The organism is Bacillus sp. DX4.1 (assembly GCF_030348195.1).
Classification (GTDB): Bacteria; Bacillota; Bacilli; order Bacillales; family Bacillaceae_G; genus Bacillus_A.
The window spans coordinates 4584442-4611128 of sequence record NZ_JAUCFT010000008.1; the positions used below are offsets into that span (position 1 = coordinate 4584442).

General features: G+C 38.4%; 23 protein-coding genes and 1 pseudogene. 4 read left to right on the plus strand and 20 right to left on the minus strand.

The window, feature by feature from the left end:
• Positions 1-85 precede the first annotated feature (85 nt).
• The 4 genes from QUF99_RS26465 (at position 86) to abc-f (ending at position 3866) form a co-directional block, all read left to right on the plus strand.
• Complete coding sequence (locus QUF99_RS26465) at positions 86-979, plus strand: LysR family transcriptional regulator (RefSeq protein ID WP_289374049.1); 894 nt, start codon at positions 86-88, stop codon at positions 977-979.
• Between the two features lie 50 nt (positions 980-1029).
• Positions 1030-1398 (plus strand): MerR family transcriptional regulator, encoded by a 369-nt coding sequence (locus QUF99_RS26470; protein ID WP_289374769.1) that lies wholly within the window; start codon positions 1030-1032, stop codon positions 1396-1398.
• Between the two features lie 6 nt (positions 1399-1404).
• On the plus strand, positions 1405-1941 hold the full coding sequence (locus tag QUF99_RS26475) for a flavodoxin family protein (protein ID WP_289374050.1): 537 nt from the start codon (positions 1405-1407) through the stop codon (positions 1939-1941).
• 290 nt (positions 1942-2231) lie between these two features.
• Positions 2232-3866, plus strand: coding sequence for a ribosomal protection-like ABC-F family protein (gene abc-f / locus QUF99_RS26480; RefSeq protein WP_289374053.1), 1635 nt, complete (start codon positions 2232-2234; stop codon positions 3864-3866).
• Between the two features lie 110 nt (positions 3867-3976).
• Here abc-f and QUF99_RS26485 read toward each other — a convergent pair whose 3' ends face one another.
• The 20 genes and pseudogenes from QUF99_RS26485 to uvrC all read right to left on the minus strand — a co-directional run bounded on the left by QUF99_RS26485 (position 3977) and on the right by uvrC (position 26686).
• Positions 3977-4288: a heavy metal-binding domain-containing protein gene (locus tag QUF99_RS26485; protein WP_286122670.1), complete on the minus strand. Its 312-nt coding sequence runs from the start codon at positions 4286-4288 to the stop codon at positions 3977-3979.
• A 175-nt stretch (positions 4289-4463) separates the two neighbouring features.
• Positions 4464-4900, minus strand: a pseudogene (locus QUF99_RS28790) (hypothetical protein); the annotation flags it as partial.
• Positions 4901-4919: 19 nt separating this feature from the next.
• Positions 4920-6122 (minus strand): PDZ domain-containing protein, encoded by a 1203-nt coding sequence (locus QUF99_RS26500; RefSeq protein ID WP_289374055.1) that lies wholly within the window; start codon positions 6120-6122, stop codon positions 4920-4922.
• A 202-nt stretch (positions 6123-6324) separates the two neighbouring features.
• Positions 6325-7758: a S41 family peptidase gene (locus QUF99_RS26505; RefSeq protein WP_289374057.1), complete on the minus strand. Its 1434-nt coding sequence runs from the start codon at positions 7756-7758 to the stop codon at positions 6325-6327.
• Positions 7759-7875: 117 nt separating this feature from the next.
• On the minus strand, positions 7876-8769 hold the full coding sequence (gene ftsX / locus QUF99_RS26510) for a permease-like cell division protein FtsX (protein ID WP_289374059.1): 894 nt from the start codon (positions 8767-8769) through the stop codon (positions 7876-7878).
• Positions 8759-9445 (minus strand): cell division ATP-binding protein FtsE, encoded by a 687-nt coding sequence (ftsE, locus tag QUF99_RS26515; RefSeq protein WP_289374062.1) that lies wholly within the window; start codon positions 9443-9445, stop codon positions 8759-8761. Before ftsE ends, ftsX begins: the two co-directional genes overlap by 11 nt.
• Before the next feature lie 609 nt (positions 9446-10054).
• Positions 10055-10378: a cytochrome c551 gene (gene cccB / locus QUF99_RS26520; RefSeq protein WP_289374064.1), complete on the minus strand. Its 324-nt coding sequence runs from the start codon at positions 10376-10378 to the stop codon at positions 10055-10057.
• A gap of 500 nt (positions 10379-10878) precedes the next feature.
• Positions 10879-11980, minus strand: a protein-coding gene (gene prfB / locus QUF99_RS26525) for a peptide chain release factor 2 (protein ID WP_289374065.1) whose coding sequence is annotated in 2 segments (ribosomal slippage) — positions 10879-11907 and positions 11909-11980 — 1101 coding nt in all. Because the reading frame shifts where the segments join, the coding sequence is not laid out codon by codon here.
• Between the two features lie 481 nt (positions 11981-12461).
• Positions 12462-14972 (minus strand): preprotein translocase subunit SecA, encoded by a 2511-nt coding sequence (gene secA / locus QUF99_RS26530; RefSeq protein ID WP_289374067.1) that lies wholly within the window; start codon positions 14970-14972, stop codon positions 12462-12464.
• 313 nt (positions 14973-15285) lie between these two features.
• Positions 15286-15828, minus strand: a complete 543-nt coding sequence (gene hpf / locus QUF99_RS26535; RefSeq protein WP_289374069.1) for a ribosome hibernation-promoting factor, HPF/YfiA family — start codon at positions 15826-15828, stop codon at positions 15286-15288.
• A gap of 331 nt (positions 15829-16159) precedes the next feature.
• Positions 16160-16357: a cold-shock protein CspD gene (gene cspD, locus QUF99_RS26540; RefSeq protein ID WP_289374770.1), complete on the minus strand. Its 198-nt coding sequence runs from the start codon at positions 16355-16357 to the stop codon at positions 16160-16162.
• 155 nt (positions 16358-16512) lie between these two features.
• The gene (locus QUF99_RS26545; protein WP_289374072.1) at positions 16513-17217 is read right to left on the minus strand and encodes a ComFC family protein; all 705 of its coding nucleotides are present in this window, start codon (positions 17215-17217) and stop codon (positions 16513-16515) included.
• Positions 17217-18563 (minus strand): ATP-dependent helicase ComFA, encoded by a 1347-nt coding sequence (locus tag QUF99_RS26550; protein ID WP_289374073.1) that lies wholly within the window; start codon positions 18561-18563, stop codon positions 17217-17219. Before QUF99_RS26550 ends, QUF99_RS26545 begins: the two co-directional genes overlap by 1 nt.
• Before the next feature lie 346 nt (positions 18564-18909).
• Positions 18910-19131, minus strand: coding sequence for a heavy-metal-associated domain-containing protein (locus tag QUF99_RS26555; RefSeq protein WP_289374074.1), 222 nt, complete (start codon positions 19129-19131; stop codon positions 18910-18912).
• A gap of 492 nt (positions 19132-19623) precedes the next feature.
• Positions 19624-20769 (minus strand): phosphomevalonate kinase, encoded by a 1146-nt coding sequence (locus tag QUF99_RS26560; protein ID WP_289374075.1) that lies wholly within the window; start codon positions 20767-20769, stop codon positions 19624-19626.
• 77 nt (positions 20770-20846) lie between these two features.
• Positions 20847-21836 carry a diphosphomevalonate decarboxylase gene (gene mvaD, locus QUF99_RS26565; RefSeq protein WP_289374771.1) on the minus strand — a complete coding sequence of 330 codons (990 nt, stop codon included), beginning with the start codon at positions 21834-21836 and terminating at the stop codon, positions 20847-20849.
• A 460-nt stretch (positions 21837-22296) separates the two neighbouring features.
• A complete protein-coding gene (locus tag QUF99_RS26570) occupies positions 22297-22881 on the minus strand; it encodes a chlorite dismutase family protein (RefSeq protein WP_289374772.1) in 585 nt (194 codons plus the stop codon).
• Positions 22882-23423: 542 nt separating this feature from the next.
• Positions 23424-24374: a mevalonate kinase gene (gene mvk / locus QUF99_RS26575; protein ID WP_289374077.1), complete on the minus strand. Its 951-nt coding sequence runs from the start codon at positions 24372-24374 to the stop codon at positions 23424-23426.
• A 312-nt stretch (positions 24375-24686) separates the two neighbouring features.
• Positions 24687-25559 carry a hypothetical protein gene (locus QUF99_RS26580; protein WP_289374078.1) on the minus strand — a complete coding sequence of 291 codons (873 nt, stop codon included), beginning with the start codon at positions 25557-25559 and terminating at the stop codon, positions 24687-24689.
• Positions 25560-25576: 17 nt separating this feature from the next.
• Entirely contained in the window at positions 25577-26686 is a 1110-nt protein-coding gene (uvrC, locus tag QUF99_RS26585; RefSeq protein ID WP_353958416.1) for an excinuclease ABC subunit UvrC, read from the minus strand.
• Between the last annotated feature and the right edge of the window lies 1 nt (position 26687).

Sequence of the window (26687 nt, forward strand, 5' to 3'; positions counted from 1 at the left end):
AAATAATCTCAATCATCAAGAAAACTTATGATACAATGCATGAAAAGCGGGATCAGCTGATTATTAAACAAAAGGAGACAACAAAATGAACGTCGATATTTTAAAAATATTTGTTACTGTCGTAGAGCAAAAACACTTTTCGCGTGCTGCTGAACTACTAAATCTGTCACAGCCTGGCGTCAGTATGCATATTCGCAATTTAGAAAATGAATTTGGCAAAACACTTATTCAACGTTCTCCAAAGCACGTGCAAGTAACAGAGGCTGGCAACATTTTATACATACATGCGAAGCAAATGCTATCGCTATATGAAGAAGCGAAACAGGAAATTAACGAACTCGATAACGTTGTCACAGGAACACTTCGCATCGGTGCTAGTTTTACAATTGGTGAATATTTACTCCCCAAAATATTAGCAAACTATGCAAATGAAAATCCACGCGTAGAAGTACATACACTCATCTCCAACACAGAAGAAGTTTTGCAGAGCATCCGCTCCAATCAAATTGATATCGGTTTAGTCGAAGGACAGGTCGTGTACACTGATATCGATGTGGAAACCTTTATGGAAGATGAAATGAAGCTCGTCGTCCCGCCAAAGCACCCTCTGTTAAGCATAGCTAAAATCAATGAACATACACTACAGGACCAAGTATGGATTCTGCGTGAAACCGGATCTGGAACACGCGCCTATAGCGACCGCTTTATCCATCATCATCATTTAAAAATGAAACGTCACTTTACATTTAGCAGCATACAAAGTGTCAAGGAAGCCGTTGCTGCCGGGCTTGGCATCGCTATATTATCAGATTGGACCGTGCGAAAAGAATTGCAGGCAAACGAGATTTTTCACATTCCGATTCCAAATGAACAACTCGTCCGTCCCTTCTCTATCGTCCGTGGCAAATACTTTATTCCGTCTAAAGCCATTCAAGTCTTTTTAAAACATGTACAAGCATTTTCTAAAAATCATAGTTGACCTTTACATTAATGTGAAGGTTTAAAATGAATGTGAAAGGAGTGACGATATTGCGAATCGGAGAATTGTCAAAGCAAACCGGTGTTAGTGAACGCTCATTACGACATTACGAAGAAAAAGGTTTGTTACCTTCAAAACGGCTAGCAAATGGTTATCGTGACTTTGATGAGCAGGCAATCGAAAAAGTAAACCTCATTCAAATGTACTTACAGCTCGGACTGAACTTAGACGAAACTGCCCGTATGCTACGTTGTTTAGAAATTGAACCACACTTATATGAGAAGCCTTGCAGCAGTATCATCACTCTCTATGAGGAGAAACTTATGGAAGTCACAAAACAAATCTCTTTACTCTCCCATATTCAAAAAAATTTGCAAAAACAAGTTACACTCCTTAAGCAAAGTAAAGAAAGGGACTGATAAAATATGTTCGTTATACACGGCAGCTCACGTTTAAACGGAAATACAGAAACGCTTACACAGATGATGATAGCAGGCATTGAAACGGAGCAAGTTTACTTGCGCGACCAAACAGTTCATCCCATTACAGATCAACGCCATGATGCGAATGGCTTTCAACCTGTAGACGACGATTATCAGCAGCTTATAGAACAAATGTTAGAACATGACACAATCGTATTTGCCACGCCCCTATATTGGTACGGAATGAGCGGACATATGAAAAACTTCGTCGATCGCTGGTCACAAAGCTTACGCGACAGATCCCTTAATTTTAAAGATCGTATAAAAGGGAAAAAAATGTACGTTGTTATCGTTGGCGGTGATAATCCTAAGCTAAAGGCATTACCTTTTATCGCGCAATTTCAGTACATTTTTGATTTTGTTGGCGCTTCTTTTGAAGGCTATATCATCGGAGATGCAAATGCGCCAGATGAAATTATGAACGATAAAGAAGCAATGGAAAAAGTAAAAATATACAACGAATTACTGCAGACAAAATAACCCACTATTGCTTCTAAATGGTTTGACAAATTCATTTGTATGCGCATACAATGAACGTAAGATTATGAAAGGAAGGTACCCGGCCAATGAAGTTCTAATTCTCTTTTTTATTCATCCATCACGCATAGTGAAACAAAATGATGAAAACTAGAAGAGGATTAGTATGTCCATTTGTCGATACTTTCTTTTGACAAGATCATGTAAAAATACGTGTATCGTTTCTTTATGTACACCCTTTTACATATATGGGCGACTTCTATCCTCTCTAGTGAAACTAGGGAGGTTTTTTTATGACTATTTTATTCGCACGTAACATTGAAAAAAGCTTTGGTGACCGCACTTTATTTACATTACAATCACTCGACATCCATGCACATGATCGCATTGGCATTGTCGGTGTAAATGGTGCTGGAAAATCTACCTTATTACAAATATTAAGTAAAGAAATAGAACCTGATGACGGTACCGTTACTCATCATAGCTCTGTTGCAATCATTCCTCAGTTCAATGACGATACAGTCGAAACGGCTTCCTCTCCTACAAAAGGAAAATGGAACATTTCTAACGTTACAAGTGCGATGAGCGGCGGCGAGCGCATGCGTTTAAAAATTGCGCATGCCCTCGAGCAAGAAGCAGCAATTTTATTTGCAGATGAACCGACAAGTCATTTAGATTTGTACGGTACAGAGCAATTAGAAAAAGCGCTACAATCTTATAGAGGGGCAATTGTTTTAATCTCTCATGACAGAACATTACTCGATGCAGTTTGTACAAAGATCATTGAAATTGAAGATGGTGTTGTTCGTGAATATAAAGGAAATTACGCTAATTATAGAGAGCAAAAAGAACGGGAACGGATAGAACAACAGGCTGATTATGAGCAATATGTACAAGAAAAGCGATGCTTAGAGAAATCCATCATAGGTAGGAAACAACGTGCTGCTAGTATGACGAAAATCCCAACCCGCTTTAGTTCTTCTGAGTCTAAACTATATAAATCGGACGCTGCTTATAGTCAAGGCAATGTACAGAAAGCAACAAAAGCAATAGAAACAAGACTCGAACAACTCGAAAAAAAAGAAAAACCGAAAGATTTTTCTCATGCAAAATTTGATGTACAACATCATGCTCCGATTCATAGTAAAACAGCTGTGCAATTTAATAAAACAGCGAAAAAACTTGGAAACCGTACCTTGTTCCACAATATGAACGGCAGTATTACTCCAGGTGCAAAACTTGCCATCTTAGGGAAAAACGGAAGTGGCAAAACAACATTGTTCAACATGATTCTTGCCAAAGAGCGAGGTATTCAGCTTTCAAAAAGTTGTAAAATCGGTTACTTTGAACAAACATTATCCATCTTAGAAAATGATAGAACGATTTTAGAAAATGTGATGGAAGAAACGAATTATACGGAGGCTTTCGTAAGAATAATACTTGCACGCCTTCTCTTCCGGCGCGAAGATGTTCACAAACAAGTACATGTATTAAGCGGCGGTGAACGGACAAAGGTCGCACTCGCAAAAGTATTTTTAGGAAACTACAACATGCTCCTGCTGGATGAACCAACAAACTATTTAGATTTAGCAACGCAAGAGGAATTGGAACAAATGTTGCAAGAATATCCTGGCACCGTTCTTTTTATTAGCCATGACCGAGCGTTTATTCACACAGTAGCAGACCACATTCTACATGTAGATACGGAGTCCCCTCGGCTCTTTCACGGAAATTACGAGCAGTACATGAAACGCTCGGAACAAACCTCGGTAAACACTGCCGAGCAAGAACTGTTACGGTTACAAACAAAGTTAACAGAAATCATCGGTCGTATTTCCATGCCCGATCGACATGATGACATTGCGCTTCTTGAAAAAGAATACGAACAGTTAGTAGAACAAATTAAAGATTGTAAGGAAGCCCTCTAATGTCTTCCCTATATGTCGACAGGCATCCTGACATTTCCCAAGAAATATCGATAATTCGACATAAAAAAAAAGAAGCCGTGCACCAAGTACGGCTTCTTTTCTATCTATTCTTACACGCGTACTGCTGTACCGCTTACTGCTACCATTAACATACCTTCGCGAACTACTTCATAATCCACATCAATGCCAACAATAGCATTCGCACCTTTTTGCTTCGCAAGAGTTTTCATCTCTTCCATCGCAATATCACGAGCTTCTTTTAATTTGCTTTCATATGCACCTGCACGGCCACCGACAACGTCACGAACAGAAGCAAATAAATCGCGCACGATATTAGCACCCATAATTGCTTCACCATTTACGATATCAATATATTCTATAATTTCTTTCCCTTGAATAACAGAAGTTGTTGTTACGATCATCGTTTACTTCCTCCTATATATGTATATTTGTAATTCCTATCCATATGGTACGCTATTTTTAATGAAATTACATATACGAAACCCTTTTATTTATGACAGCTACCCAAACATCCATCTTTCAGTTTGTTAGATTCAAAAGTATTGTCATATTCCCCATCATGCAGAAGTTGGTCACTTACGAACTAAATTGCGCTTCATATAACCTACTATAACCTCCGCCTTGTTCAATCAGTTCTTCATGTGAACCTTGCTCAGCAATTCCATCCTTATTTACAACGATAATACGGTCCGCGTTTTTAATCGTTGCAAGTCGATGTGCAATAACTAACGTTGTACGGCCAACTGACAGCTCGGCAAGCGCTTGTTGAATACAATATTTTTTAAAATGGGTTCTTGTTTTTCATATCCGAATGTAACGAGACGCATTAACATGTAACTAATCGATGAATTTAAAGCCATAATTTTATAAACCATTAACTTTGTCGTACGAAAACGAGCATTATTCACTGCAAATTGCTCCTTCTCGAACTTCTCGTTCCCAAACGCTTGTACAACACGAATAGCGGGATAAAGTGAAAATGGCCTACGAAAATTCGTAGGCCACTTTTCATTCTTATTTTTCTGTAAAATATTAGATAGCTTCCGTATCCCATTTATGCTCCTGCTCCACAAACACAATTCCTAATTCATAATGTACACCAGCATAAAGAGCATTGTGAACAAGGCGAAGTTCACCGTTTGTATCGAGTACCTCTAATTTGCAAAATGCACCTGTTGTTTTCGTCTGCAATGCATCGTAAAACTCCTCGACGCTCATAGGAATGACACCGTTCACTTTTGTAATGACCTCTCCAGGCTTCAAATTCATTTCTGCGCCTGTTGTATTTGGCATTGCACCTAACACAACCAATCCATCATTACGGGCTGCAAAGTAAGCTGGACGGGTTTCATCGGCTATGCGCTCCTGCATGGAAATTGTAAAACGGCCAAGCATTGCCACTCCCATCGCAACAATCGCTAACAGGGGCCACCAGTAACTTGCTACACCTAAAATCAGAACAAGGGCAGCTAATCCAAATATACGTCTCCCTGTAAACAATAATGCTTCCGTCGGTTCATAACTTTTAATTGTTCGCATGAAACCTATTAAAAATGGAACAAGGAACAGAGAATAGGTTTGTGAGCCAACAGAAACGACAGGCCACCATGAAACAAATTGTGTTACGGCATCTCCCGGCACAAGAATGAAAATAGGAACGAGCCATAAACGCTTTGATTCATGTAACCCAATATTTAAACCGCGCTTTCCTTTTCGCAGTTTTGGCGTTGAATGCCGCACTGCATTTTTAGAAATCAATAATCCTTCTACAATCAGCATCACGCCAAGTAAAATTGCAAGAGAAGGAATCGTACGCTCTTCCCCATCTTGAAGTTGTAAAAAAGGGATGGGTAGCTTAGATGATAACATTGCTGCTACAATCGCTATACCAAATGTGTATGCAGAAGACAAATATCTATATTGAGCGGCTAGTCCAAATAATAGCGTCCAAATTAGAATCACCCATATACTAGCTTGCGAGAGAACAAGTCCAGCTCCAATTGTGATCACTGATACAAGAAAACCATATCCAATTCCAGCGAACATTGATGTCCGCATTTCAAACCAAACATCGTATACTTTAAAAGAAAAATCTTTTCGTTCTCGTAATACACGCAAATATCCAACAAAAATACTACTTATAAAAAATACATAAACAGCAGGGTGCAAGAAAAAACGCCCAACCGCTTTTATTACTTCAAATAACCATGCCTCCACGAACCGCTTCACCACCATTTGTATAGTAATCTCCTTTTATCTTATCACAACTAAACAAACGTTTGTTTAACATGCATAAAAAAATACAGGCGATAAAACATGCCTGTATTTTTTCTCTCGCTATTCGCGGGCAGTTTATCCCCTCCTAATTTCTTTTCTTCTTGCAGAACTTTGAGGTAGGGTTAATACTGCTCGTTAATGCCCGATTGGTTCAACTTTATTATTTCGCCATTAATTTTAATGCTGCTTGTAGTTGTAGATCATTTTCACCGGAACGAATCTTTTCAATAATTTTATTTTGAATCGCTTCTGCTGTCTTTTTATCAAGCTTTCCTGTTGCTTCCATTTCGTTCGCATTTTGGAATGCTTTTATTGCAGATTCTGTTTCTTTACTAAAGTAACCATCTTCACGCCCTGTTGCATATCCTAAACTTTTCAACATTTCTTGTGCATGTTTCACTTGTACATCGTTTGTATTATAAGAAAGTGTCTTCTCAATTTGGATTGGCGTTGCATGATAATAATCTGGTTGCTTTACTTCCACAGTTGGGGCAATTCCTTTTTTATGAATCCAATTGCCATCTGGTGTAAGCCACTTAAACATTGTAAGTTTAATATTGCTACCATCTGTAAATGGAACGGCTTGCTGAACAGTACCCTTCCCAAATGTATTTTCACCAATTAATGCATACCCTTCGCCTTCTTTTAATGCTCCCGCTAAAATTTCTGAAGCCGATGCACTTCCTTTATCAATTAATACTGAAATTGGATATGATTTTCGCTCTTTTAGTGAAGTATAAAACTTCTCTTTTTTTCCATTTCGTTGTTCAACTTGCATCATTGGCTTTTTCTCTGTCATGATTAATTTCAAAATATCTTGAACACTATTTAAATAGCCTCCGGGATTTCCACGGACATCAATGACAAGCCCTTGCATATCTTTATTTTCAAGCTCTTTCAATTGATCTGTAAATTCTTTCGCTGTATTTTCAGAGAAAGATGTAATTTGTATATAGCCAATATTTTTCTCATTCTCTTTCTTTACAGAACTAAACACCGTAAAAATAGGAATTTTTTCACGCTTAATTTTAAAGTCTAGTGGATCCACTACCCCTGAACGCTTTACTTCAAGTGTAACGGTCGTTCCTTTTTTACCACGAATCTTTAATACTGCTTCTTCACGTGATAAATCTTTTACACTGTTTCCATCTACCGATAAAATTTGATCATTCGGTTTAATACCTGCTTTTTCAGCCGGTGAACCTTTAATTGGAGATACAATGATAAGTTTACCATCTGTCTTGTTCACTTCAGCACCGATACCTTCTAGCTCTGGATCAAGCGACTCTTTAAATTGCTTCGCTGTGTCTTTATCCATATACGTGGAATACGGGTCCTTCAGCGTGGACAACATCCCTTGTATTGCTCCTTCAACAAGCTTGTCGTCTTTCACGTCTTCCACATAACGTGAATCAATAAGTGCATACGCCTCACGAATTTTATTCAAATCCGCTTGTTTTACACCGGTACTATCTCCTGTCATCGTTTGCGCCATATATGGATTACTTCCCAATACATGCATTCCCGCAAACATTCCACCAGCACCAACTAAAAATGCCATAATCATTCCAATAATCGCAACTCTACGTTTCAATGCGGAGTTCCCCTTTCCAAAACACACAATGGTGTAGGAAAAGGCATCACACATTGTGCGATGCCTTTTCCTATTTCTACTATATGATAAGCTTGTACGAATTATGTTTGCAACTTTTTACACTTTTAAGAAACGACGGATAGACATAACGCTTCCCCACATACCAATTAACGCACCGATTAGCATTAATAATCCTGAAAGTTGGAATACAAATGGGCTATATGGAAGAAGTTCAAAAATCGTTCCACCAAGTTTCTCATTAAACATACCTTGAAGTGAATTATAAGAAGATAAAATCACGGCAATTGGAAGAATTGAACCGAGTATACCTAAGAATAAGCCTTCTAATAGAAACGGCCAACGAATGAACCAGTTTGTCGCCCCAACAAGTTTCATAATTTCAATTTCTGTACTTCTCGCATAGATTGTAATTTTAATCGTGTTAGAGATTAAGAACATCGCTGTGAATAAAAGACCAGCAATTAATACAATCCCAATGTTACGACCTGTTTTTACTGTATCAAACAGTTTCTTCACTTCATTTTTACCATATTGTACATTGTATACAAATTGCATTTTTTCAATTTTTTTCGCAATTGTAGCTGTATCTGTTGGTTCTTTTGCTTTTACAATATATACATTTTTTAATGGGTTATCTTGTTCAAATAACTCGAAAGTTTTCCCACTATCACCTAAACTTTTAATCAAACGTTTTAATTCTTCTTCTTTTGAAGAGAATTTAATAGAATCTACTTTTGCAATCTTGCCAATCTCTTCTTTTAATTTCTTTTGATCCTCTTCTTTCGCTGCTGGATCAATGTGTACACGCATTTCTACATCTTGCTCCACTTTCGTTGCAAAGTGGTTCATATTCATAATCGCTGTTAAAAAGACACCTACAAGTAATAATGTAACTGTTACCGCACTTACAGAAGCAAATGTCATCCATCCATTACGGGATAGATTTTTTAAACCTTCTCGTAAATGTCGATTAAGGGTTTTAGTCTTCATATCCGTATCCTCCCTCAATCTCATCTCGAACAATTTTTCCACCTTCGATTGCAATAACACGATGGCGAATTGTATTTACAATATCCGAGTTATGCGTCGCCATTATAATTGTTGTACCACGTTCATTAATGCGCTTGAAAATACTCATAATATCCAATGCCGTTTCCATATCAAGGTTACCTGTTGGTTCATCGGCAATTACAACCTTCGGACGATTCACAATCGCTCTCGCAATTGCAACACGCTGTTGCTCTCCACCTGAAAGTTCATTTGGAAGTGCATCCGCACGATCCTCAAGACCAACAAGACCTAATACTTCCATAACACGCTCACGAATTACCTCAGGCTCTTCTTCAATTACTTCTAAAGCAAACGCTACATTCTCATATACCGTTAATTTAGGTAGCAATTTAAAGTCTTGGAAAATTACGCCTAGTTGACGTCGGAAATAAGGTACATCTCGCTCAGCCAACGTTTCAATTACAAGCCCATTCACATTAATAGACCCTGTTGATGGTTTTTCTTCACGATACATCATCTTAATAAACGTAGATTTTCCGGCTCCACTCGGTCCAACTACATATACGAATTCACCTTGCTTGATTTTAACTGTGAGCCCATCAATGGCTTTCATACCATTTGGATACTCCTTATACACATTCGTCATTGTTATCATTATTTATCACCCAATACTAATGATTTTTTTCGACATACTTTTTCTACTTATCTTCACATGAAAGCAAGTACTCCCATTATTACTTATGATCTTGTTGTAACTTCAAACCTATCGAAGCATGTCTTTTGTTCCAAAACAACAGTAACATTTCCTCTTGCCACTATTTATGTACATGTTTCAGCAAAATTCTACAAACTATATTGTAACATTATTCGGTTTCCAATTCGGATACATTTTTATTACAGTTGTGTTACACAACGTGCGAAAAAGTGACAAAACAGCGGTAATCCAAAAATCCTATTGTCAACAAGAGGTTATTTCTAACTATCACATAGTAGGTCCATCTGCTTTTACATGCTTGTTTCTATCATAAACTGAAGCTTTAATCAGTGGGGATATTACCGCCCGCAAATAGCGGGAGAAATAATCCTTGTCTTATAACCTAGCTTTTCCCCAAAAAAACCTTCATACAAAAGAAAGAAACTTAGCCACTAAGACTGAGCAATCAATTCCCGTGACTAAAGTTTCCATTCATTTCTTAGGGCTAAACAGTCAGCTTCACTTTTCTTATGGTCTAGCTCCTGCTGCTAAAATTTTTGTTCGCTTTTCTTATTTCTTTTCCGCTAACCATTCTGCCACTTTTTTTGCCTCTTCATCTTGAATTAAGCCTGCTGGCATAGCACCGCGACCTTTTGTAATAATTTTTTCAATATCTTCTTTTCCATATTTACCGCCCACTGTCTTTAGACTAGGCGCGGTAACACCAGCTAAGTCATTACCGTGACAACCTGCACAGCTTTTTTGATAAATTTTTTCAGCACTATCGGTACTTGCAGCTTGATTCGAAGATTTACTCTCTTCCTTCTTCCCGCACGCTCCTACGGCAAGAACTAATGATGTTCCTAACACAATAGCCAACAATTTCTTTTTCATATATATCGCTCCCCACTGTCAATGCCCTTCTTTTCGTAAAGTGAAACTTCTATCAGTGGACAAGTTTTTCATCTCCCACTGATGGGAAGCTCTCACCAATCGAGCTCTCACTAGCATTATAATAATTTTCCTAGCAAAGAAAAACTAACCTATACAGGATAATTTTAACAACACACATAAGAAACCTACTAATACAGCGCTTTTCTGCAATTGTTTCAATTCTGTGAACAACTGCAAACTATTACAAAGAATCCGTTTCTTAAAAACATAAAGGGAAAATCTTGTATGATTTCCTTATCAATTGCATGTGTGATTCTTATATTTTCTACTTTTTACAAAACAATATACGACCTTGTATCATAAAACTACGCCCACCAAAAAGAGAAGTTGTTAGTCCAACTTCTCTCCCTCGCTCTTTCCTTCTAAATAAAAGAAAAGATATACTTCTTCATTCTTTCTATTTTCCTCGCATGTAAGCCAACAATATGTTGGCTTTTTTCTTAGGAAATGCGAGAACGTAAATACGCATCGATAAACGCGTCAATTTCTCCGTCCATAACGGCTTGAACGTTACCAACTTCCGTATTTGTACGGTGGTCTTTCACAAGAGAATATGGGTGGAATACGTAAGAACGAATTTGGCTACCCCAGCCAATTTCTTTTTGTTCTCCACGGATTTCATCCAGTTCTGCTTGTTGTTCCTCTAGTTTCTTTTGATATAGCTTTGCTTTCAACATCTTCATAGCATGTTCACGGTTTTTAATCTGCGAACGCTGAGATTGACACGTTACAATAACATTTGTCGGGATGTGCGTAATACGAACCGCAGAGTCCGTCGTATTAATGTGCTGTCCACCTGCACCACTTGCACGGTACGTATCTATTTTCAAATCTTCAGTACGGATTTCAATCTCAATATCATCGTTAAATTCCGGCATTACTTCACAAGATACAAACGACGTATGACGACGTCCAGATGCATCAAATGGTGAAATACGTACAAGACGATGGACACCCTTTTCTGCTTTTAAGTAGCCATAAGCATTATGACCTTTAATTAATATCGTAACACTTTTAATACCCGCCTCATCACCAGGAAGGTAGTCTAATGTTTCCACCTTAAAACCGCGTTTTTCAGCCCAACGCGTATACATACGATACAGCATAGAACCCCAATCTTGTGATTCCGTTCCACCTGCACCCGGATGTAACTCTAAAACTGCATTATTTTTATCATATTCTTCGCTCAGTAATAATTGCAGCTCGTATTCATTCATTTCTTCGACTAAAGACTTTACTTCAGCTTCAAGTTCTACGTGTAACTCTTCATCATATTCTTCTTTTACAAGTTCATGTGTCACTTCTAGATTTTCAAATGTTTCATTGAGATCCGTAAACTTACCAACCATATCCTTTAATGTATTTGCTTCATTAATAACAACTTGTGCACCTCTTTGGTCATCCCAAAAGCCTGCACCCATCATCACTTCTTCTAATTCTGCGATACGTTTTTCTTTTCCAGGGAGGTCAAAGAGACCCCCTAAAAGCCGCTAATCTCTTAGCCATTTTCTCTAATTCTTGTCTGATTTCTACTAATTCCATTCTCTTCACCTCTATGTAATTACTGTTACTTTTATATGGAAACAAGGGAAACTCTCCCCGCTTTTTACAGAGAGAGTTTAGCTCTTTTTATTATATGGATATCCTTAAAAATTTTCCATTTCTAGAGAAAAACTTTGTGAATCACATCTGCTTTTCTTTTTGTCTAGTTCCGCCTCCTAGTCCCTCATGTCTAAGAACCTTCCGCACGAGAAAGTACAAATCACTTTCTGTGCGAAAGAACCTTAGCCAACAGGACTAAACAGTCGGCTTCACTTTTCTTTTTGTCTAGCTCCTGTGGCTAAAATCTCCGGTCGTTTCACCCCTTCGGACGAGGCAAAAAGCGCCTCTCTGTCAGGGCCTCCAACGTCCTCCGATTTTAAACGAGCCACATCCGCTTTTCTTTTTGTCCAGTTCCGGCGGCTAGAATGCTCGGTGGCTTCGCTTCTTCCTCACATTCTAAACGAGCCGCCTCCACTTTTCTTTATTTCCCAATACCACAGCAGTTTTTATATTTTTTTCCGCTTCCGCATTTGCATAGGTCGTTACGTCCGACTTGGTCACCTTTTACAACTGGTTTCTTTTTCGCCTCTTCACCGTCATCTTTCGGATGAACTGCTTCACCTTGTGCTACTTCTTGTCGCTCTAAGTTTTGTTCAATTTCAGCTTTCATGATGTAACGAGAAATTTCTTCTTCAATGGAAGCAATCATTGATTCAAACATTGCGAATCCTTCCATTTGATATTCACGTAACGGATCAATTTGACCATACGCACGTAAATGAATACCTTCACGAAGATGATCCATTGCATCGATATGATCCATCCATTTCGTATCTACAACGCGGAATACAACAACTTTCTCAAATTCACGCATTTGTTCTTCCGGTAGAATTGTTTCTCTCTCATCATAGCGTTCTTTTACTTTTGCAAAGATAAGCTCGCTCATTTCCTCTGGTGCAAGGCGACCTATTTCTTCTCCCGCTACATCACCATCTTGAAGAAGGTTTGCATGTAAGTAGTCCATCAGACCTTTGATATTCCAATCCTCTTCAATCTCTTCTTGCGTATGAAGTGCTACAGCTCGTTCTACAGTAGCGTGCATCATACCTTCAATAATGCCGCGTAAGTTGGCAGATTCCATTACTTCTTGACGCTGTTTATAGATCACTTCACGTTGCTGACGAAGTACATCGTCATATTGCAACAGCTGTTTACGTGAATCATAGTTATTTCCTTCTACTCGTTTCTGTGCAGATTCTACAGCACGAGATACCATTTTACTTTCAATTGGCTGTGTATCATCCATACCAAGACGATCCATCATCGCCTTCATATTATCAGAACCGAAGCGGCGCATCAGTTCATCTTCCATTGATAAGTAGAATTGTGTTACACCAGGGTCCCCTTGACGTCCAGAACGACCACGCAACTGATTGTCAATACGACGACTCTCATGGCGTTCCGTACCAATAACAGCTAAGCCACCAGCTTCTTTTACGCCTTCCCCCAGTTTAATATCCGTACCACGACCGGCCATGTTTGTTGCAATTGTTACTGCACCTTTATAACCTGCCTCTATAATAATATCCGCCTCACGTGCATGGTTTTTCGCATTCAAGATGTTATGACGTACACCTTTGCGCGTTAACATTTTTGAAATGAGCTCGGATGTTTCAATCGCAACCGTACCAACAAGAATAGGCTGTCCGTTTTTATGGCGCTTTACAATATCGTCTACAACTGCATTGAATTTCCCTTCCATCGTTTTGAAAATTAAATCAGCACGGTCATCACGAACAATCGGTTTATTTGTTGGAATTACAATAACATTCATATTATAAATATTGCGGAATTCCTCTTCTTCCGTTTTTGCAGTACCCGTCATACCTGATAACTTTTCATACATACGGAAGTAGTTTTGGAATGTAATTGTTGCAAGCGTCATACTTTCGTTTTGAATTTCTACGCCTTCTTTTGCTTCAATCGCTTGATGCAAACCTTCGCTATAGCGACGACCTTTCATAAGACGCCCTGTAAATTGGTCTACAATTACGATTTCGCCTTCTTGTACAACGTAATCTGTATCGCGGTGCATAACAACGTGTGCACGAAGGGCCTGATTAATATGATGAAGAAGTGTAACATGTTTTAAATCGAATAAGTTTTCAATATGGAAGGCTTTCTCTGCCTTATTGATCCCTTCTTCTGTTAACATAACGTTTTTCGTTTTCACGTCAAATGAATACTCTTTTTCATCTGCTAATGTACGTACAAATGCATTTGCAAACATATATAATTCTGCTGATTTTTGTGCTTGTCCAGAAATAATAAGCGGTGTACGTGCTTCATCGACTAAAATAGAATCGACTTCATCAATGATGGAAAAGTGGAGAGAACGCTGTACGCGTTGCTCCTTATATAGCACCATGTTGTCACGTAAATAGTCAAAACCAAGCTCATTATTTGTACTGTACGTAATATCTGCAGCATAAGCGGCTTGTTTTTCCTCACGTGACATGCTATTTAAGTTGATCCCTACTGTAAGACCAAGGAATTCATGTAGTTTCCCCATTTCGCTTGCATCACGCTGTGCTAAATATTCATTGACTGTAACAACGTGAACACCTTTACCTGTTAAAGCATTCAAATAAACAGGTAATGTAGAAGTTAATGTTTTACCTTCCCCTGTTTTCATCTCAGCGATATTCCCTTCATGCAAGGAAATACCACCCATTATTTGCACAGGATACGGACGCATACCCAGAACACGTGTCGCCGCCTCACGAACAACCGCAAAAGCTTCTGGTAATAGATCATCTACTGTCTCACCTTTCGTAAGACGATTTTTAAACTCAATCGTTTTTCCTTTTAACTGTTCATCAGTTAGCGGTGTAATGGACGACTCTAGTGCTTCTACCTGATCCACGATTTTTTGCATACGTTTAATTTGGCGTTGGTTTATATCAAACACCTTTTTTAAAATACCGATCATGGGAAATACGCTCCTCTTTTATTAAAATAAAACTTCCGACAGTGCTATTTATTTCTGTTCACCAATCAGTCGTTATATAAAGCTAATTTATTTTCCTGCCATTTTCTCTCCTAATTTTAAAAACCCCAAAAAAGTATAAACCTAATGATAATTGTAACACTTGTTTTATAGCTATGACAACAATCGACCACGTGCACCATCCTAAAATAAAAAATAAGAAGCCTCCACATATTTCCCTGACCCTTACTTGAACCTCCGCATGCAAATTGCAATCAAAAAAAACGCAGCCTATTACAGCTGCGTTTTCTACTTATTATTTTGTTTCAATTAATCCATATTTTCCATCTTTACGGCCATATACAACATTAGTTTCATCAGTGTCCGCATTAGTGAAGACGAAGAAGTTATGCCCTAGCATATCCATTTGTAGAATCGCTTCTTCTACGTCCATCGGTTTTAAATCAAATCGTTTTGTACGCACAAGCTCTAATTCATCCTCTACAACTTCCTCTTGAGCCATTGGTTGCCCTGGAAGAATGAAGACATTTTTAGTAGATCCTTTTTCACGGAATTTACGATTTACTTTTGTTTTATGTTTACGAATTTGTCGCTCAATTTTATCAACCACTAAATCAATTGCAGCGTACATATCGCTATGAGTTTCTTCTGCACGAAGTAATAAATCCGGGAATGGGATTGTTACCTCGACACGTTGCTTGTCAGAATATACTTTTAAGTTAACTTTAATCTCTGGAAATGTATCAAAATAACGCTCTAATTTGCTAATTTTTTTCTCTACATAATCCTTTAATGCTGGAGTTACCTCAATATTTTCACCACGAATGTTGAATTTCATAGATGAATTCCTCCTTTCAAGCCTATGTATACACTTTCGACAAAGGGTTAAAAACTCCTTCTAACTTTTTTGAAAAAGTTAGCGAAATTGCAATTTTTTATCGTTTTTTGTTGAAAAGAAAAGATGCATCGTTTCTACTATCAGTTTATCCTATTTACATCATAAATAAAGGATATAAGTATGGACAATTCGTTACAGAAAAGAAACAACTTTTTGACAATACTTTCTTTACAATAAAAACCCCCGCATCGCTACGGGGATTTTCTAATTATATGAAACGCTTGCCACAAAAGCAGCTCTATGTTTGTATAGAAACAATTCTCTATAACCCTTACAACTTCACAACATTCGCTGCTTGTGGTCCACGCGCGCCTTCTACAATGTCAAATCCAACTTTTTGTCCCTCTTCCAACGACTTATACCCATCTTGCTGAATTGCAGAAAAATGAACAAAAACATCATCACCGTCTTCACGCTCAATAAAGCCAAAACCTTTTTCTCCATTAAACCATTTTACTTTTCCTTGCATGTTCATTCCATTCCCTTCACTCTAAAAATAAGGGCATATGCCCCATAGTTTGACTATAACGAATGACAAACCATCAAGTCAAAGAAGACTTGTCGTCTTTTTATTGTACTTTTCGACATTCTCTCACCGTGAGGATACCCTTTAATAATCTTACTTTATCCCCGGCAAAGAGTAAGACTAGAAACGGTTTTGGCTTTAGCTTCATACAAGCACCGCGCAACTTGTCTGATTGTAATCCCGGTCGTATACACATCATCAATGAGTAAAATATGTTGCCCAGCAAACGTTTCTTCTTTCTGAAAGTAAAAGGGGTTCGATTGTGAAAGTCTCTCTATCCGCGTTTTTTTACTTTGTTTTTCCATATCTTTTCTACTTAAAGATGTTTGCAAAATTGTGATTGGTAAACAAGCGGCTAATAACTCCGCTTGATTAAACCCACGTTCATATTCACGCTCTACACTAAGAGGAATTGGAATAACATGATGACAATCAGAAAAATACCTTTGAAACGAGGTGACAAAGGCAGCTGCAAAGACTTGAACGAGCACAGCATCACCCCGAAATTTAAAACGGGCTAACACTTCTTTCATCCAATCATTATATGCATACAGGGATCGATTTTTTACAGGTTGCAATGTTTCGTCTTCCTTCCATCTTAAACAATCTCGGCAAATATCCCCTTCTCTATATTCACGAGAAAGAGTGTGAAAGGGACGTCCGCAGTCGTCACAAATTTCTCCTACTATATAGGAAAGCTTTTGTTCACATTGTTCGCATATACAACGCATTTCTGCCTGTACAAAAAACGAATACCAACTAGCAAAGTTCGAAATTACATCGTCACAAAGTAAACAATGCATCAGTCAATCAGCCCTTGCTTCTTCGCTCTTTTATTCATAGATTGAATATGCCGTTTTGCACGTAACATCGCCTCTGTTTTCCCGTAATGAAAATAGAGCACATCACCTTTTGGTGCGCTACTGCTTCTGCCAACACGACCTGCAATTTGTACAAGTGCACTTTCTGAAAAAACGACTTCCTCTGCCCCTAATACAGCAACTTGTAAATTTGCTACCGTCACGCCACGTTCCAAAATCGTCGTTGTTACTAGCAATGGAATATCCCCCTTTCGAAACGCAGCGACTTTCTCTTTTCGCCTTGGATCTTCTGCATGAACACCTTCAATTCGTACATCAAATTCTTTTAACAGCATACTTATTTCTTCGATATAACGTACATGTGGAAGAAATAAAAAGATGGGATATTGTTTGAGGAGATACATATGGAGCCATTCTAAGACAACGCGAGGTATTCTTTTTTTCTCTAGTGCTTTCTTCCAATTTCCGCACCATCGAAAACGAGGAACTGGTAAAGGATGACGATGATAACGCCCTGGAATAATAGCACCTTTTTGTTTTCCATTCCAAAGTTTTCGTTTCCATTTATCGGATGGAGTTGCTGTTAAGTAAATACGAGTTGCTCGCTCTTTACTCGCTTGCTGGACAGCATAATGTAGCGTCCTATCCATAGAATAGGGAAAAGCATCAATTTCATCGACAATCATGACATCAAATGCCCGATAATAGCGCAGCAACTGATGCGTTGTGGAAACGACAAGTCTAGCTTCCTTTTCATGTTCCAAACTCCCACCGTATAACGCAGCAGTAGGTATGCCCGGAAAAACCGTTTGAAGACGCGGATATAGTTCGAGTACAACATCGGTACGTGGTGTCGCAATACATATGCGCTCGCCTTTTCGAAGCGCCTCTTCTATACCGTAAAACAGCATTTCTGTCTTACCAGCTCCGCAAACCGCCCATATGAAAAATGATTCTCTTTGCCGCACAGCCTCCGTTACGCCAAGTGCTGCCAGTTTCTGCCCTTGCGATAATGTTCCTTCCCACCGTAAGGCACGTTGCACTGGGGTTCTTTCTAAATCCCGGATACCACGAACAAGTACTGTGCATTCTCCCACTCGTCCCATCATGATACATTTCCGGCAATACGTACACTGCTGCTTACATCGCTTACATAAAAACGAAGCAAATAATCGTTGTTCTCTGTTCCCGCAGCGCTGACACAAGTAACGTGAAGATGTCTGCACGACACCGCGTTCGAAAGAAACATATCCTTGTTTTTGTAAACGAGCTAATTTATCTTTTGATATTGCAAGTTCTTCTAACAGCATTTGACGCCCTTCTAACATAGAACAACACCCCCTGCTCTACTATAATCCTTTCTATCCCGCTCGTAAAAAATCAAAAAAGCCGATAACCTACTTTTAAAATAGTAAGCTATCGACTTTATACACGTGTTTTATATTAATCCATTTTGATTTTTCGACATATAAGTCGCGGCTATGGATAACAAAAGGTGACCTGCACTCGTTTTCTCTCTTTATTTCCACTGTGTCTGGGGCAGGAAAAGGATCTGACCGCTTCTATGCATGGCCGGATGCTCTCTCCCTCCTAAAAAGAAGGGCTTTGTGTCGGTTTTTTAATTTGTATTTATATAGTTCTTTCACCTTTAAAATCCTATTGATATAAACGGATTTAAGCTACTTTAGCTGAAATTACAATATAACCTAAATTTTTAATCGTCTCCTCGATATTTTTTGCATTAGTTAGAGATTTATCAAATTGTGTTTTTACCTTGCCTAAGTTAAATAATACTTTTACTGATTCTACACCAGCTTTTTTAGTAAGTGTAGATTCAATTTTCTTAACACAAGATGGACATGTGAATGGTTCTAATTGAAATACTGCTTTTGTCATATTGCTTTCCCCCTTTTGTTTTATACTCCTATCTTAATGCCTCTTATGTTTAAAAAAATTGACCTCAATCAACCTTTTAGAAAATAGATTGGATTATATATAAAGTGAAACTTTAATCAGTGGGGGTTTTCTTCATCCCACACTGATTATTAGTTGAACCAATCGGGCTTTTACGGGCAGTTGATCCCCCACCTAACTTCTTTGCTTTCGCTGAATTTTGAGGTGGAGGTCTTACTGCCCGTTAATGCGGGATAAATCCATTTTGATTTTTCGACATATAAGTCGCGGTTATGGATAACAAAAGGTGACCTGTACTCGTTTTCTCTCTTTGTTTTCACTATGTCTGGGATCAGGAAAAGGATCTGACCGCCTCTATGCATGGCCGGATGCTCTCATCTTCCTAAAAAGAAGGGTTTTATGTCGGTTTTTAATTTGTATTTATATAGATAAAAAACTCAAATCAAATTAAAAGCGAACAGTGACACTGTTCGCTCATAAATAGGAATAGCTAAAATATTCTTCTAATGAAGGCTCGCAATTAGATTCCGTTATCGATACACCAGTTTGAGATATAGTTACTTTTAAAGGATTTATATCTTTTTCCAGCCATGCTTTAAACAGTTTTTCAATTTGGTCCTCTCTTTTTACCAACGCAATACCGCAATCCCCGCCGCCTGCACCGGATGATTTCCCACTTCCATACCGCTCAGCGATGGAGCATAAATCCTTAAGCTTAGTTGTTTCAATCATGATTTCTGCTTTTTCAGCTAATCTCAATAGGGCTTTCCGGTTTTCTAACAGACTAGAAACAGCCAAACTTTCATCATTTCGTTCAAAACTTTGAATCAGTCGGGCTACAGCAATAGAGCTTTCTTTCAAAAATTGAGTATATGCCTGTGGATAACAGTCTCGAAAATTTTGGACCTTTTTAATCAGTGGCGCTGTCGATGCTGCTTCTTTTGTCCACCCAACACATAATTTCAGCTGTGACGGGGTAGTTAATGTACGAATGGACAAATTAGGCCACGGTTTCTCAATGAGCTCACTTAGGCTAACTCCTTGGTCTAATTCATTTAAAACCCAACTCGGTTGAAAAGAAGAATACACAAGTATACCGCCAAAAATGGACGCCGCAATATCGACACCGGAACCATTTTTTTGTGTTTTTAAATGAGCAAGTGCTGCTAGCTTAAAAACCTGGTCAAGTGTTGGCAGGGAAATCCTGCTACCATACAACATGAACATGGCGGAGATGACGGCTGCGACTACTGCCGCACTTGATCCCATACCATATTTTCGGCCCGTTAAAGGGTCATCAAGTTCACTTTTAATGATTAAATGAAATGGCTGCAGTGGAACCGAATTTTCCGATAAGAACTGGTTAACGATTGCAATCGAATTTTGAATAAAGTTCAATCGTGAATCGGAAACATTGAATTGAACATCTTTATCCCATGTAATGTGTTCCAACCCTAACTGGGGAAGGGAAAGTTGATTCTGTCTGCTCGGTTCAATATAAGCGGTAACATAACGGTTAACCGCCATAACGACAGCTTGCTGTTTAGGTTCAAGAACAGCATATTCACCGGCAATAAGTAGCTTCCCTGGTACTTTGACACGATATCCTGAAAAAGTCACGATCATTCATCCCTTCACATGTAGTAGGTTTAATTTTGATTTTTACCATTCATCGCCGAACATTTTTTCAATTTGTTTTAACTTAATGAATCAGATAAGTACGTGACGCCTGGCCCTGGATGGCACATATAAACGTCACGAACAGAAGGTATAGATAAAAGCTTATCACGAACGACCTGTTCATCCTCTGGTTGGCAAAGGACTTTGACATTTGGCCCGGCATCAATCGTGAAATAGGCCTCAATTCCTGAGCTTCGGAGTGCTTGAACTTGTCCCATCACCTCTACTGTGGCACTTTGCCAGTAGAAAAACGGTGGTTTTGCACCAAGTGTCGTCGCATGCATTTTCAATGCATTTGCCTCGATAGTCTGACCAAGTTTTTTAAAATTCCGTTCCTTAATGGCAGCTTTAGCGATAAGCAAATCTTTTTCAGCTTCCCTCACCCAACTAGAATAAAATGGAGATGTTTCTACGGTCCGTTTCATTCCTTCTCGGCTTGAAACTTGCTTTTGTTCGGCTGTCAAAAGAACAGAAAGAATGCTAAGGTTCCAGGTTTGTTTCTCTTCAATAGGCACTCCATAAGAATCCGTTCCATCTTCGTTTCTTCCTTTTTTCCATTCTACATAACCTCCGAATATGGATCGGCAGGCAGACCCTGAACCTTGCCGTGCTAGTTGTGATAACTCCGTTTCCCCTAGCTCTAAACCAATCGCTCTTGCTGCTGCCGCTGCTAATGCAGCAAAACCTGAAGCAGAGGAAGCAAACCCTGAAGCAGTAGGCACTCTGTTTGTCGATTGTACGATAGCATGGGTCTCTTTTCCGGAGATTTCCCTGATTCGATTTAGAAATTGAGAAACTTTAAGGGTTTCAGTCTCACCAGCTATCACTTTATTAAGAATGAAAATATCCTCATTAAGCCATGGGCAAAATTGAACGGTCGTTATTGTATAAAACTTATCCAGGGTGATAGAAAGGCTGCTATTCATTGGTAAAAAAAGCGACTCATCCCGTTTTCCCCAGTATTTAATCAGCGCTATATTGGTATAGGCTTTTGCGGTCGCTTTCATTAGCTCCAACGTCATCTTATAAACCACTTCCTTCAATATGGTTAAAACCAACTAATCGAGTACTGCTTATCTACATAAAAGTTCTTAATTAACTTATCTTCAGTTTTATCATTTTGAAAAATAAAAGGTGACTGTTTCTACGACATCCTTTAAAAATAAATTCTGTAATCTCAATAGATATAATTTAAATGTAATGATAAAGATTAACAGAGTAATAGGACTACCATTTGCTTTAAACAGTAATATATAAATCCATTTTGATTTTTCGACATATAAGCCGTGGCTATGGATAACAAAAGGTGACCTGCACTTGTTTTCTCTCTTTGTTTTCACTTGGCATGGGGCAGGAAAAGGATCTGACCGCTTCTCTGCATGGCCGGATGCTCTCTCCCACCTAAAAAGAAGGGTTTTATGTCGGTTTTTTTAATTTGTATTTATATAATAAAATCTGCTATAACCATTAAATATACTGTGACAGTGCTTCCTCTAATGTAAAATATCTGCCAACAATAAATGGCCATTCATGCTTCATATATAATCTTGCTTTACAATCTCTTAAACTTCGAACACAGTCTACCAAAAGACCTAAATCATCTGTCTCAAACGACAGCAGCCACTCATAATCCCCTAATCCAAATGCGTGGACAGCATTTGTTAAAATTCCCGGAACGAATTCATGACCTACTAATCCATGATCATGCAGAAGTCCTTTCCTTTCCCATTTTGGAAGCAGGTAGTATTCGGGAGTACGAATAAATGGGTAGAAACAAAGATAATCCCGTGGCGGAGTCCCCATTTGGAAGGAAGTTGGATGCTCTGAGAATTCAAACGGCTTTGTCATCCCTGTAAAGGCATAAGGACTATCAACAGCCTTTCCAAAGGTAGAACGGCGCAGTTCCAATTGTAAATCCTGGATATCTTCAAAACGATCAGCACACATCCAAAGTAAAATATCGGTATGTGCTTGAAAAGCTTGTGTCACATAAGTCCCCCGCAGCCAAACTTTTCCTTCGTATTTAGCGAATAGCCCAACTACTTCCTTTATCGCAGCTCTTTTCTCTTACTCTGCAAGTTCATGCCAACGTTGTGTATATTTCAATGCTAAATGATTTGTAAATTGTACTTGTATCGCCATACTTTTTGACTCCTCCTAGAAATAAGCTCTTTATCGTTTGTGATAATGATTATTATTATTAATTAAGGTTTAAGAATGATCTAAGCTTACAGCGGATAGAGAGATTCAACCTTGATATAGGTCAATTTTTTGTCATCAACATTGTTTTTTTCAAATGGGTATAAAATAAAGTGAGACTTTAATCAGTGATGGTATTACTGCCTACGAATAGCGGGATAAAGTGAAACTTTAATCAGTGGGGGTTTTCTTCATCCCCCACTGATTATTAGTTGAACCAATCGGGCTTTTACGGGCAGTTTATCCCCTACCTAACTTCTTTGCTTTCTGCAGAAATTTGAGGTGGGGGTATTACTGCCCGTTAATGCGGGATAAATGGGAGGAGAAAACAGTAAAAAGCCGCACAGTTGACTAAATAACTGTGCGGCTTAAGGAACGCTCCAAACAGATTTTTTCTAACAAAAACGAGAATCGGTTGAAAAATACCAGGTTTTGTTCGCACCTGCCTTCATTAATGCACCAGCAATGACTTTTGCATGCTCAAGATTAGGGGCGAGAGCAATTACACAGCCCCCGAGACCGCTACCTGTCAATTTAGCTCCTAGTCCGCCCGCACTTCGGGCGGCCTCAACCAATCGATTAAGACCATCATCGCTAACACCAAGTGTAATGAGTTCTGCATGGTTTAAATTTAATAATCTGCCAAGTAAATAGGCATTCCCATCCGCAAGAGCACCGTTCGCTTCCCGTGTAATTCTCTCGATCCGTTCTAGCGGCCTTTGTATTTTTTCCGGCTCTAAGAGAAATTTCTCCCTCACCTTTTTAACAGCAGTATGTGTGTTCCCGATCCGACCAGAATCAGCCACAACGATACTAAGGGGTGAGCCTACGTTTAGCGGAAGTATCTCTTTTCCGTTTTTAAACCAAATCGGTAATTCACTCGATGCTGCAGCCATATCAATTCCACTAGGATTTCCATGGGCATAAATCTCCCCGATTTCAACAAGCGCCATTAATTCCTTTTGTGAAACCTTTTGTCCATAAAAAGAGAATAAACTTTTTACAATGGCGATGGCAATCGCTGCACTAGATCCTAAGCCCCGGCCTATCGGTATTGATGAATGAAGACGAATCAATAATCCATTAAGAGGTTTTTTCAAATCATTCAACGTTGCTCTAATACAAGCAGCGATCCCCTGCATTTTCACTGGCATTCTGTTAATAGGACCAACGTAATGACCACAGGCAATCATAATCTCCCCTGTTTTCTCTTCAATAGTAGACTTTACCCCCAGTGGAAAGGGAATGGCAATCGCAGGCTTTCCGTAGACAACCGCATGTTCGCCAACTAAAATCAATTTACTATGTGCATAGCCCACTGCTGCTTTAGGAGTAGATGTAATCATTACGAGTTCTCCTTCTCTCCAAACTGACTCACCAGTCTTTCTCTAAAAATTCTTTTAAACAATAACTATGCTTTCCATCTAGTCTTACAATATCCTGTTTAGACATTTCTTAAATAATCTGGAATCATATATATCCACTTTAATTTTTCGACATATAAACTGCGACCATGGATAACAAAAGGTAACCTGCACTCATCTTCTCTTTTTGTTTTCACCATGTCTGGGGCAGGAAAAGGATCTGACCGCTTCTATGCATGGCCGGATCCTCTCTCCCACCTAAAAAAGATTTTATATCGTTTTTTTAATTTGTATTTATATAATTGCTCTTCTTAAAGCTTTTTGATAGAAATAGCTCATCATTTTTGCATCATCGTTTATATCAAATATAGCAAAATTCAATTGAATATCGACTAAAGTTCGAAATGATTCAATTTCGCTTAAGGATACAAACCCTCTCGTTACATACAGCATTAACCCATCAAGATCCGGTTTCCCACGTTCAATTAAGGTATTTATTAAAGAATCATCCCTTATTTTTTGGCTATCATAGATAAATGGTTTCTGAATGAGTGAAACAGAACCATATTTATGGGGAATCTTTCTTACCGTACTGAGGTACTGACAATTCTGCATTTGTTTTTTTAAAGAACCATATTCTAATTTAGCAGCCTTTAAACGATCCATGTAATCTCTTTTTTGCTTAGCTGCTTCTTCCAAAGTAATCTGTAAATCTTCAGATTCTGCTATTTTCACAAACTCTCTTCCAAGCTGATTAAATGAAGGCTTTATATAGAACTCTGGACTTAATCTGTAGGGCTCAAATAAATCAAGCAGGGCAGGACTTTTTTTAAGATCCGTACTTGTGAGTTTAGTCAGATTCTGAAGTAGACCGCGATCATTTAAATATTCATTTAATCCTGCATAATCATATTTAAATATCTTTTTAGGGATGAATTTAGCAACCAAATGACAGCCTATTTCATGTCTCTTAGCTTCATGATCAATGAGATGATTATAAATATTTTTATTTATAGAATCATTTTTATTTGCTAGTTCTTTTAAGCGTTTATAAGAGCCGGATCCAATAAATTCCTCCATGATTTCGCCTGCGTTTGGTTTATTTTCTACAGAAGAAGTATATTCTTTATCTCTTCCTATTTTGGAAAAAGTATTTTTATGAATCATGCCGGTACCTCTTTTTATTACAGTCTTTTTCCTCTAGGTTCCGTATTCACTTCTCCTAAATCCATTAAGGAGAACTTATCTTTTAACACAGCACAAGCATTTTCACAGGATAATTTCACCAGTTCCTTTTTCTGCCCACGTTTTGGCACAATTAGTTTCACTTGTGGCAAATGCTGCGCTGACTCTTTACTAATTGACACAGGAAGCAATACCTCTTTTGGCATCATGATGTTGTCTCGCAAATAAAATTGTTTAAGAAAGGTGGAAAATTCTAAGTTTGCCTTATCAGAAATCGGAAAGGTAGACACATCTCGTCCCATCACTTTCCCTTGTCGGACAAAAAATACTTGCACACACATCCAACCGTTTCTGACATCATAACCAAATACATCTCTTTCCGTATCGTCAGTTGTAAGCATTTTTTGTTTTTCCATTACTATTTTGATTTGGGCAATTTTCTTTTGACATTCCTTTGCTTTCTCAAAGTCTAAGCTTTCTGATGCGGATTTCATTTTCCTTATTAATTGTCTTTTGATCTCTTTATAACCGCCATTAAAAAAGTGAACGATTCCGTCAATGGCTTCCTTATATTCTGTTTCACTTACTTCTCTTGCACATGGACCAATGCATTGACCTAACTGATAAAATAGACAGGGGCGTTTGGACGAAAGCGGGCATCTTCTTAATGGATAAATATGTTCTAGTAGCTTTTTCGTTTCGATTGCTGCTTTAACATTCGGGTAGGGTCCAAAATACTTCCCTTTATCATTTTTCAGTTCCCGGGTGATGATAAGACGCGGATGACGCTCATCTGTAATTTTTATATAGGGATAGCTTTTATCATCCTTTAACATGACGTTATATTTAGGCTGATTCCCTTTAATCAAATTCATTTCAAGAATAAGTGCTTCAGTATTGGATGAAGTAATAATATAATCAAAGTCTTCGATTTCATTAATGAGACTCCGTGTTTTTCCCTCATGTGAACCGATAAAATAGGAACAAACACGATTTTTTAGCACCTTTGCTTTTCCAACATAAATAATTGTGCCACGGCTGTCTTTCATTAAATAACACCCTGGCTCCTTAGGAAGAAGCATTAATTTATTTTTGATCGTTTGGTTCATT

Excerpts from the sequence above, each read along its gene's own strand:
- QUF99_RS26550 (WP_289374073.1), bottom strand. The coding sequence starts at position 18,563 with ATGTTAGAAGGGCGTCAAATGCTGTTAGAAGAACTTGCAATATCAAAA.
- uvrC (WP_353958416.1), bottom strand. The coding sequence starts at position 26,686 with ATGAACCAAACGATCAAAAATAAATTAATGCTTCTTCCTAAGGAGCCA.
- mvk (WP_289374077.1), bottom strand. The coding sequence starts at position 24,374 with ATGATTACATCTACTCCTAAAGCAGCAGTGGGCTATGCACATAGTAAA.
- QUF99_RS26545 (WP_289374072.1), bottom strand. The coding sequence starts at position 17,217 with ATGCATTGTTTACTTTGTGACGATGTAATTTCGAACTTTGCTAGTTGG.
- QUF99_RS26475 (WP_289374050.1), top strand. The coding sequence starts at position 1,405 with ATGTTCGTTATACACGGCAGCTCACGTTTAAACGGAAATACAGAAACG.
- QUF99_RS26500 (WP_289374055.1), bottom strand. The coding sequence starts at position 6,122 with ATGGTGGTGAAGCGGTTCGTGGAGGCATGGTTATTTGAAGTAATAAAA.
- QUF99_RS26465 (WP_289374049.1), top strand. The coding sequence starts at position 86 with ATGAACGTCGATATTTTAAAAATATTTGTTACTGTCGTAGAGCAAAAA.
- ftsX (WP_289374059.1), bottom strand. The coding sequence starts at position 8,769 with ATGAAGACTAAAACCCTTAATCGACATTTACGAGAAGGTTTAAAAAAT.
- secA (WP_289374067.1), bottom strand. The coding sequence starts at position 14,972 with ATGATCGGTATTTTAAAAAAGGTGTTTGATATAAACCAACGCCAAATT.
- ftsE (WP_289374062.1), bottom strand. The coding sequence starts at position 9,445 with ATGATAACAATGACGAATGTGTATAAGGAGTATCCAAATGGTATGAAA.
- QUF99_RS26485 (WP_286122670.1), bottom strand. The coding sequence starts at position 4,288 with ATGATCGTAACAACAACTTCTGTTATTCAAGGGAAAGAAATTATAGAA.
- cccB (WP_289374064.1), bottom strand. The coding sequence starts at position 10,378 with ATGAAAAAGAAATTGTTGGCTATTGTGTTAGGAACATCATTAGTTCTT.
- hpf (WP_289374069.1), bottom strand. The coding sequence starts at position 15,828 with ATGAAATTCAACATTCGTGGTGAAAATATTGAGGTAACTCCAGCATTA.
- QUF99_RS26580 (WP_289374078.1), bottom strand. The coding sequence starts at position 25,559 with ATGATTCATAAAAATACTTTTTCCAAAATAGGAAGAGATAAAGAATAT.
- mvaD (WP_289374771.1), bottom strand. The coding sequence starts at position 21,836 with ATGAAAGCGACCGCAAAAGCCTATACCAATATAGCGCTGATTAAATAC.
- abc-f (WP_289374053.1), top strand. The coding sequence starts at position 2,232 with ATGACTATTTTATTCGCACGTAACATTGAAAAAAGCTTTGGTGACCGC.
- cspD (WP_289374770.1), bottom strand. The coding sequence starts at position 16,357 with ATGCAAGGAAAAGTAAAATGGTTTAATGGAGAAAAAGGTTTTGGCTTT.
- QUF99_RS26555 (WP_289374074.1), bottom strand. The coding sequence starts at position 19,131 with ATGACAAAAGCAGTATTTCAATTAGAACCATTCACATGTCCATCTTGT.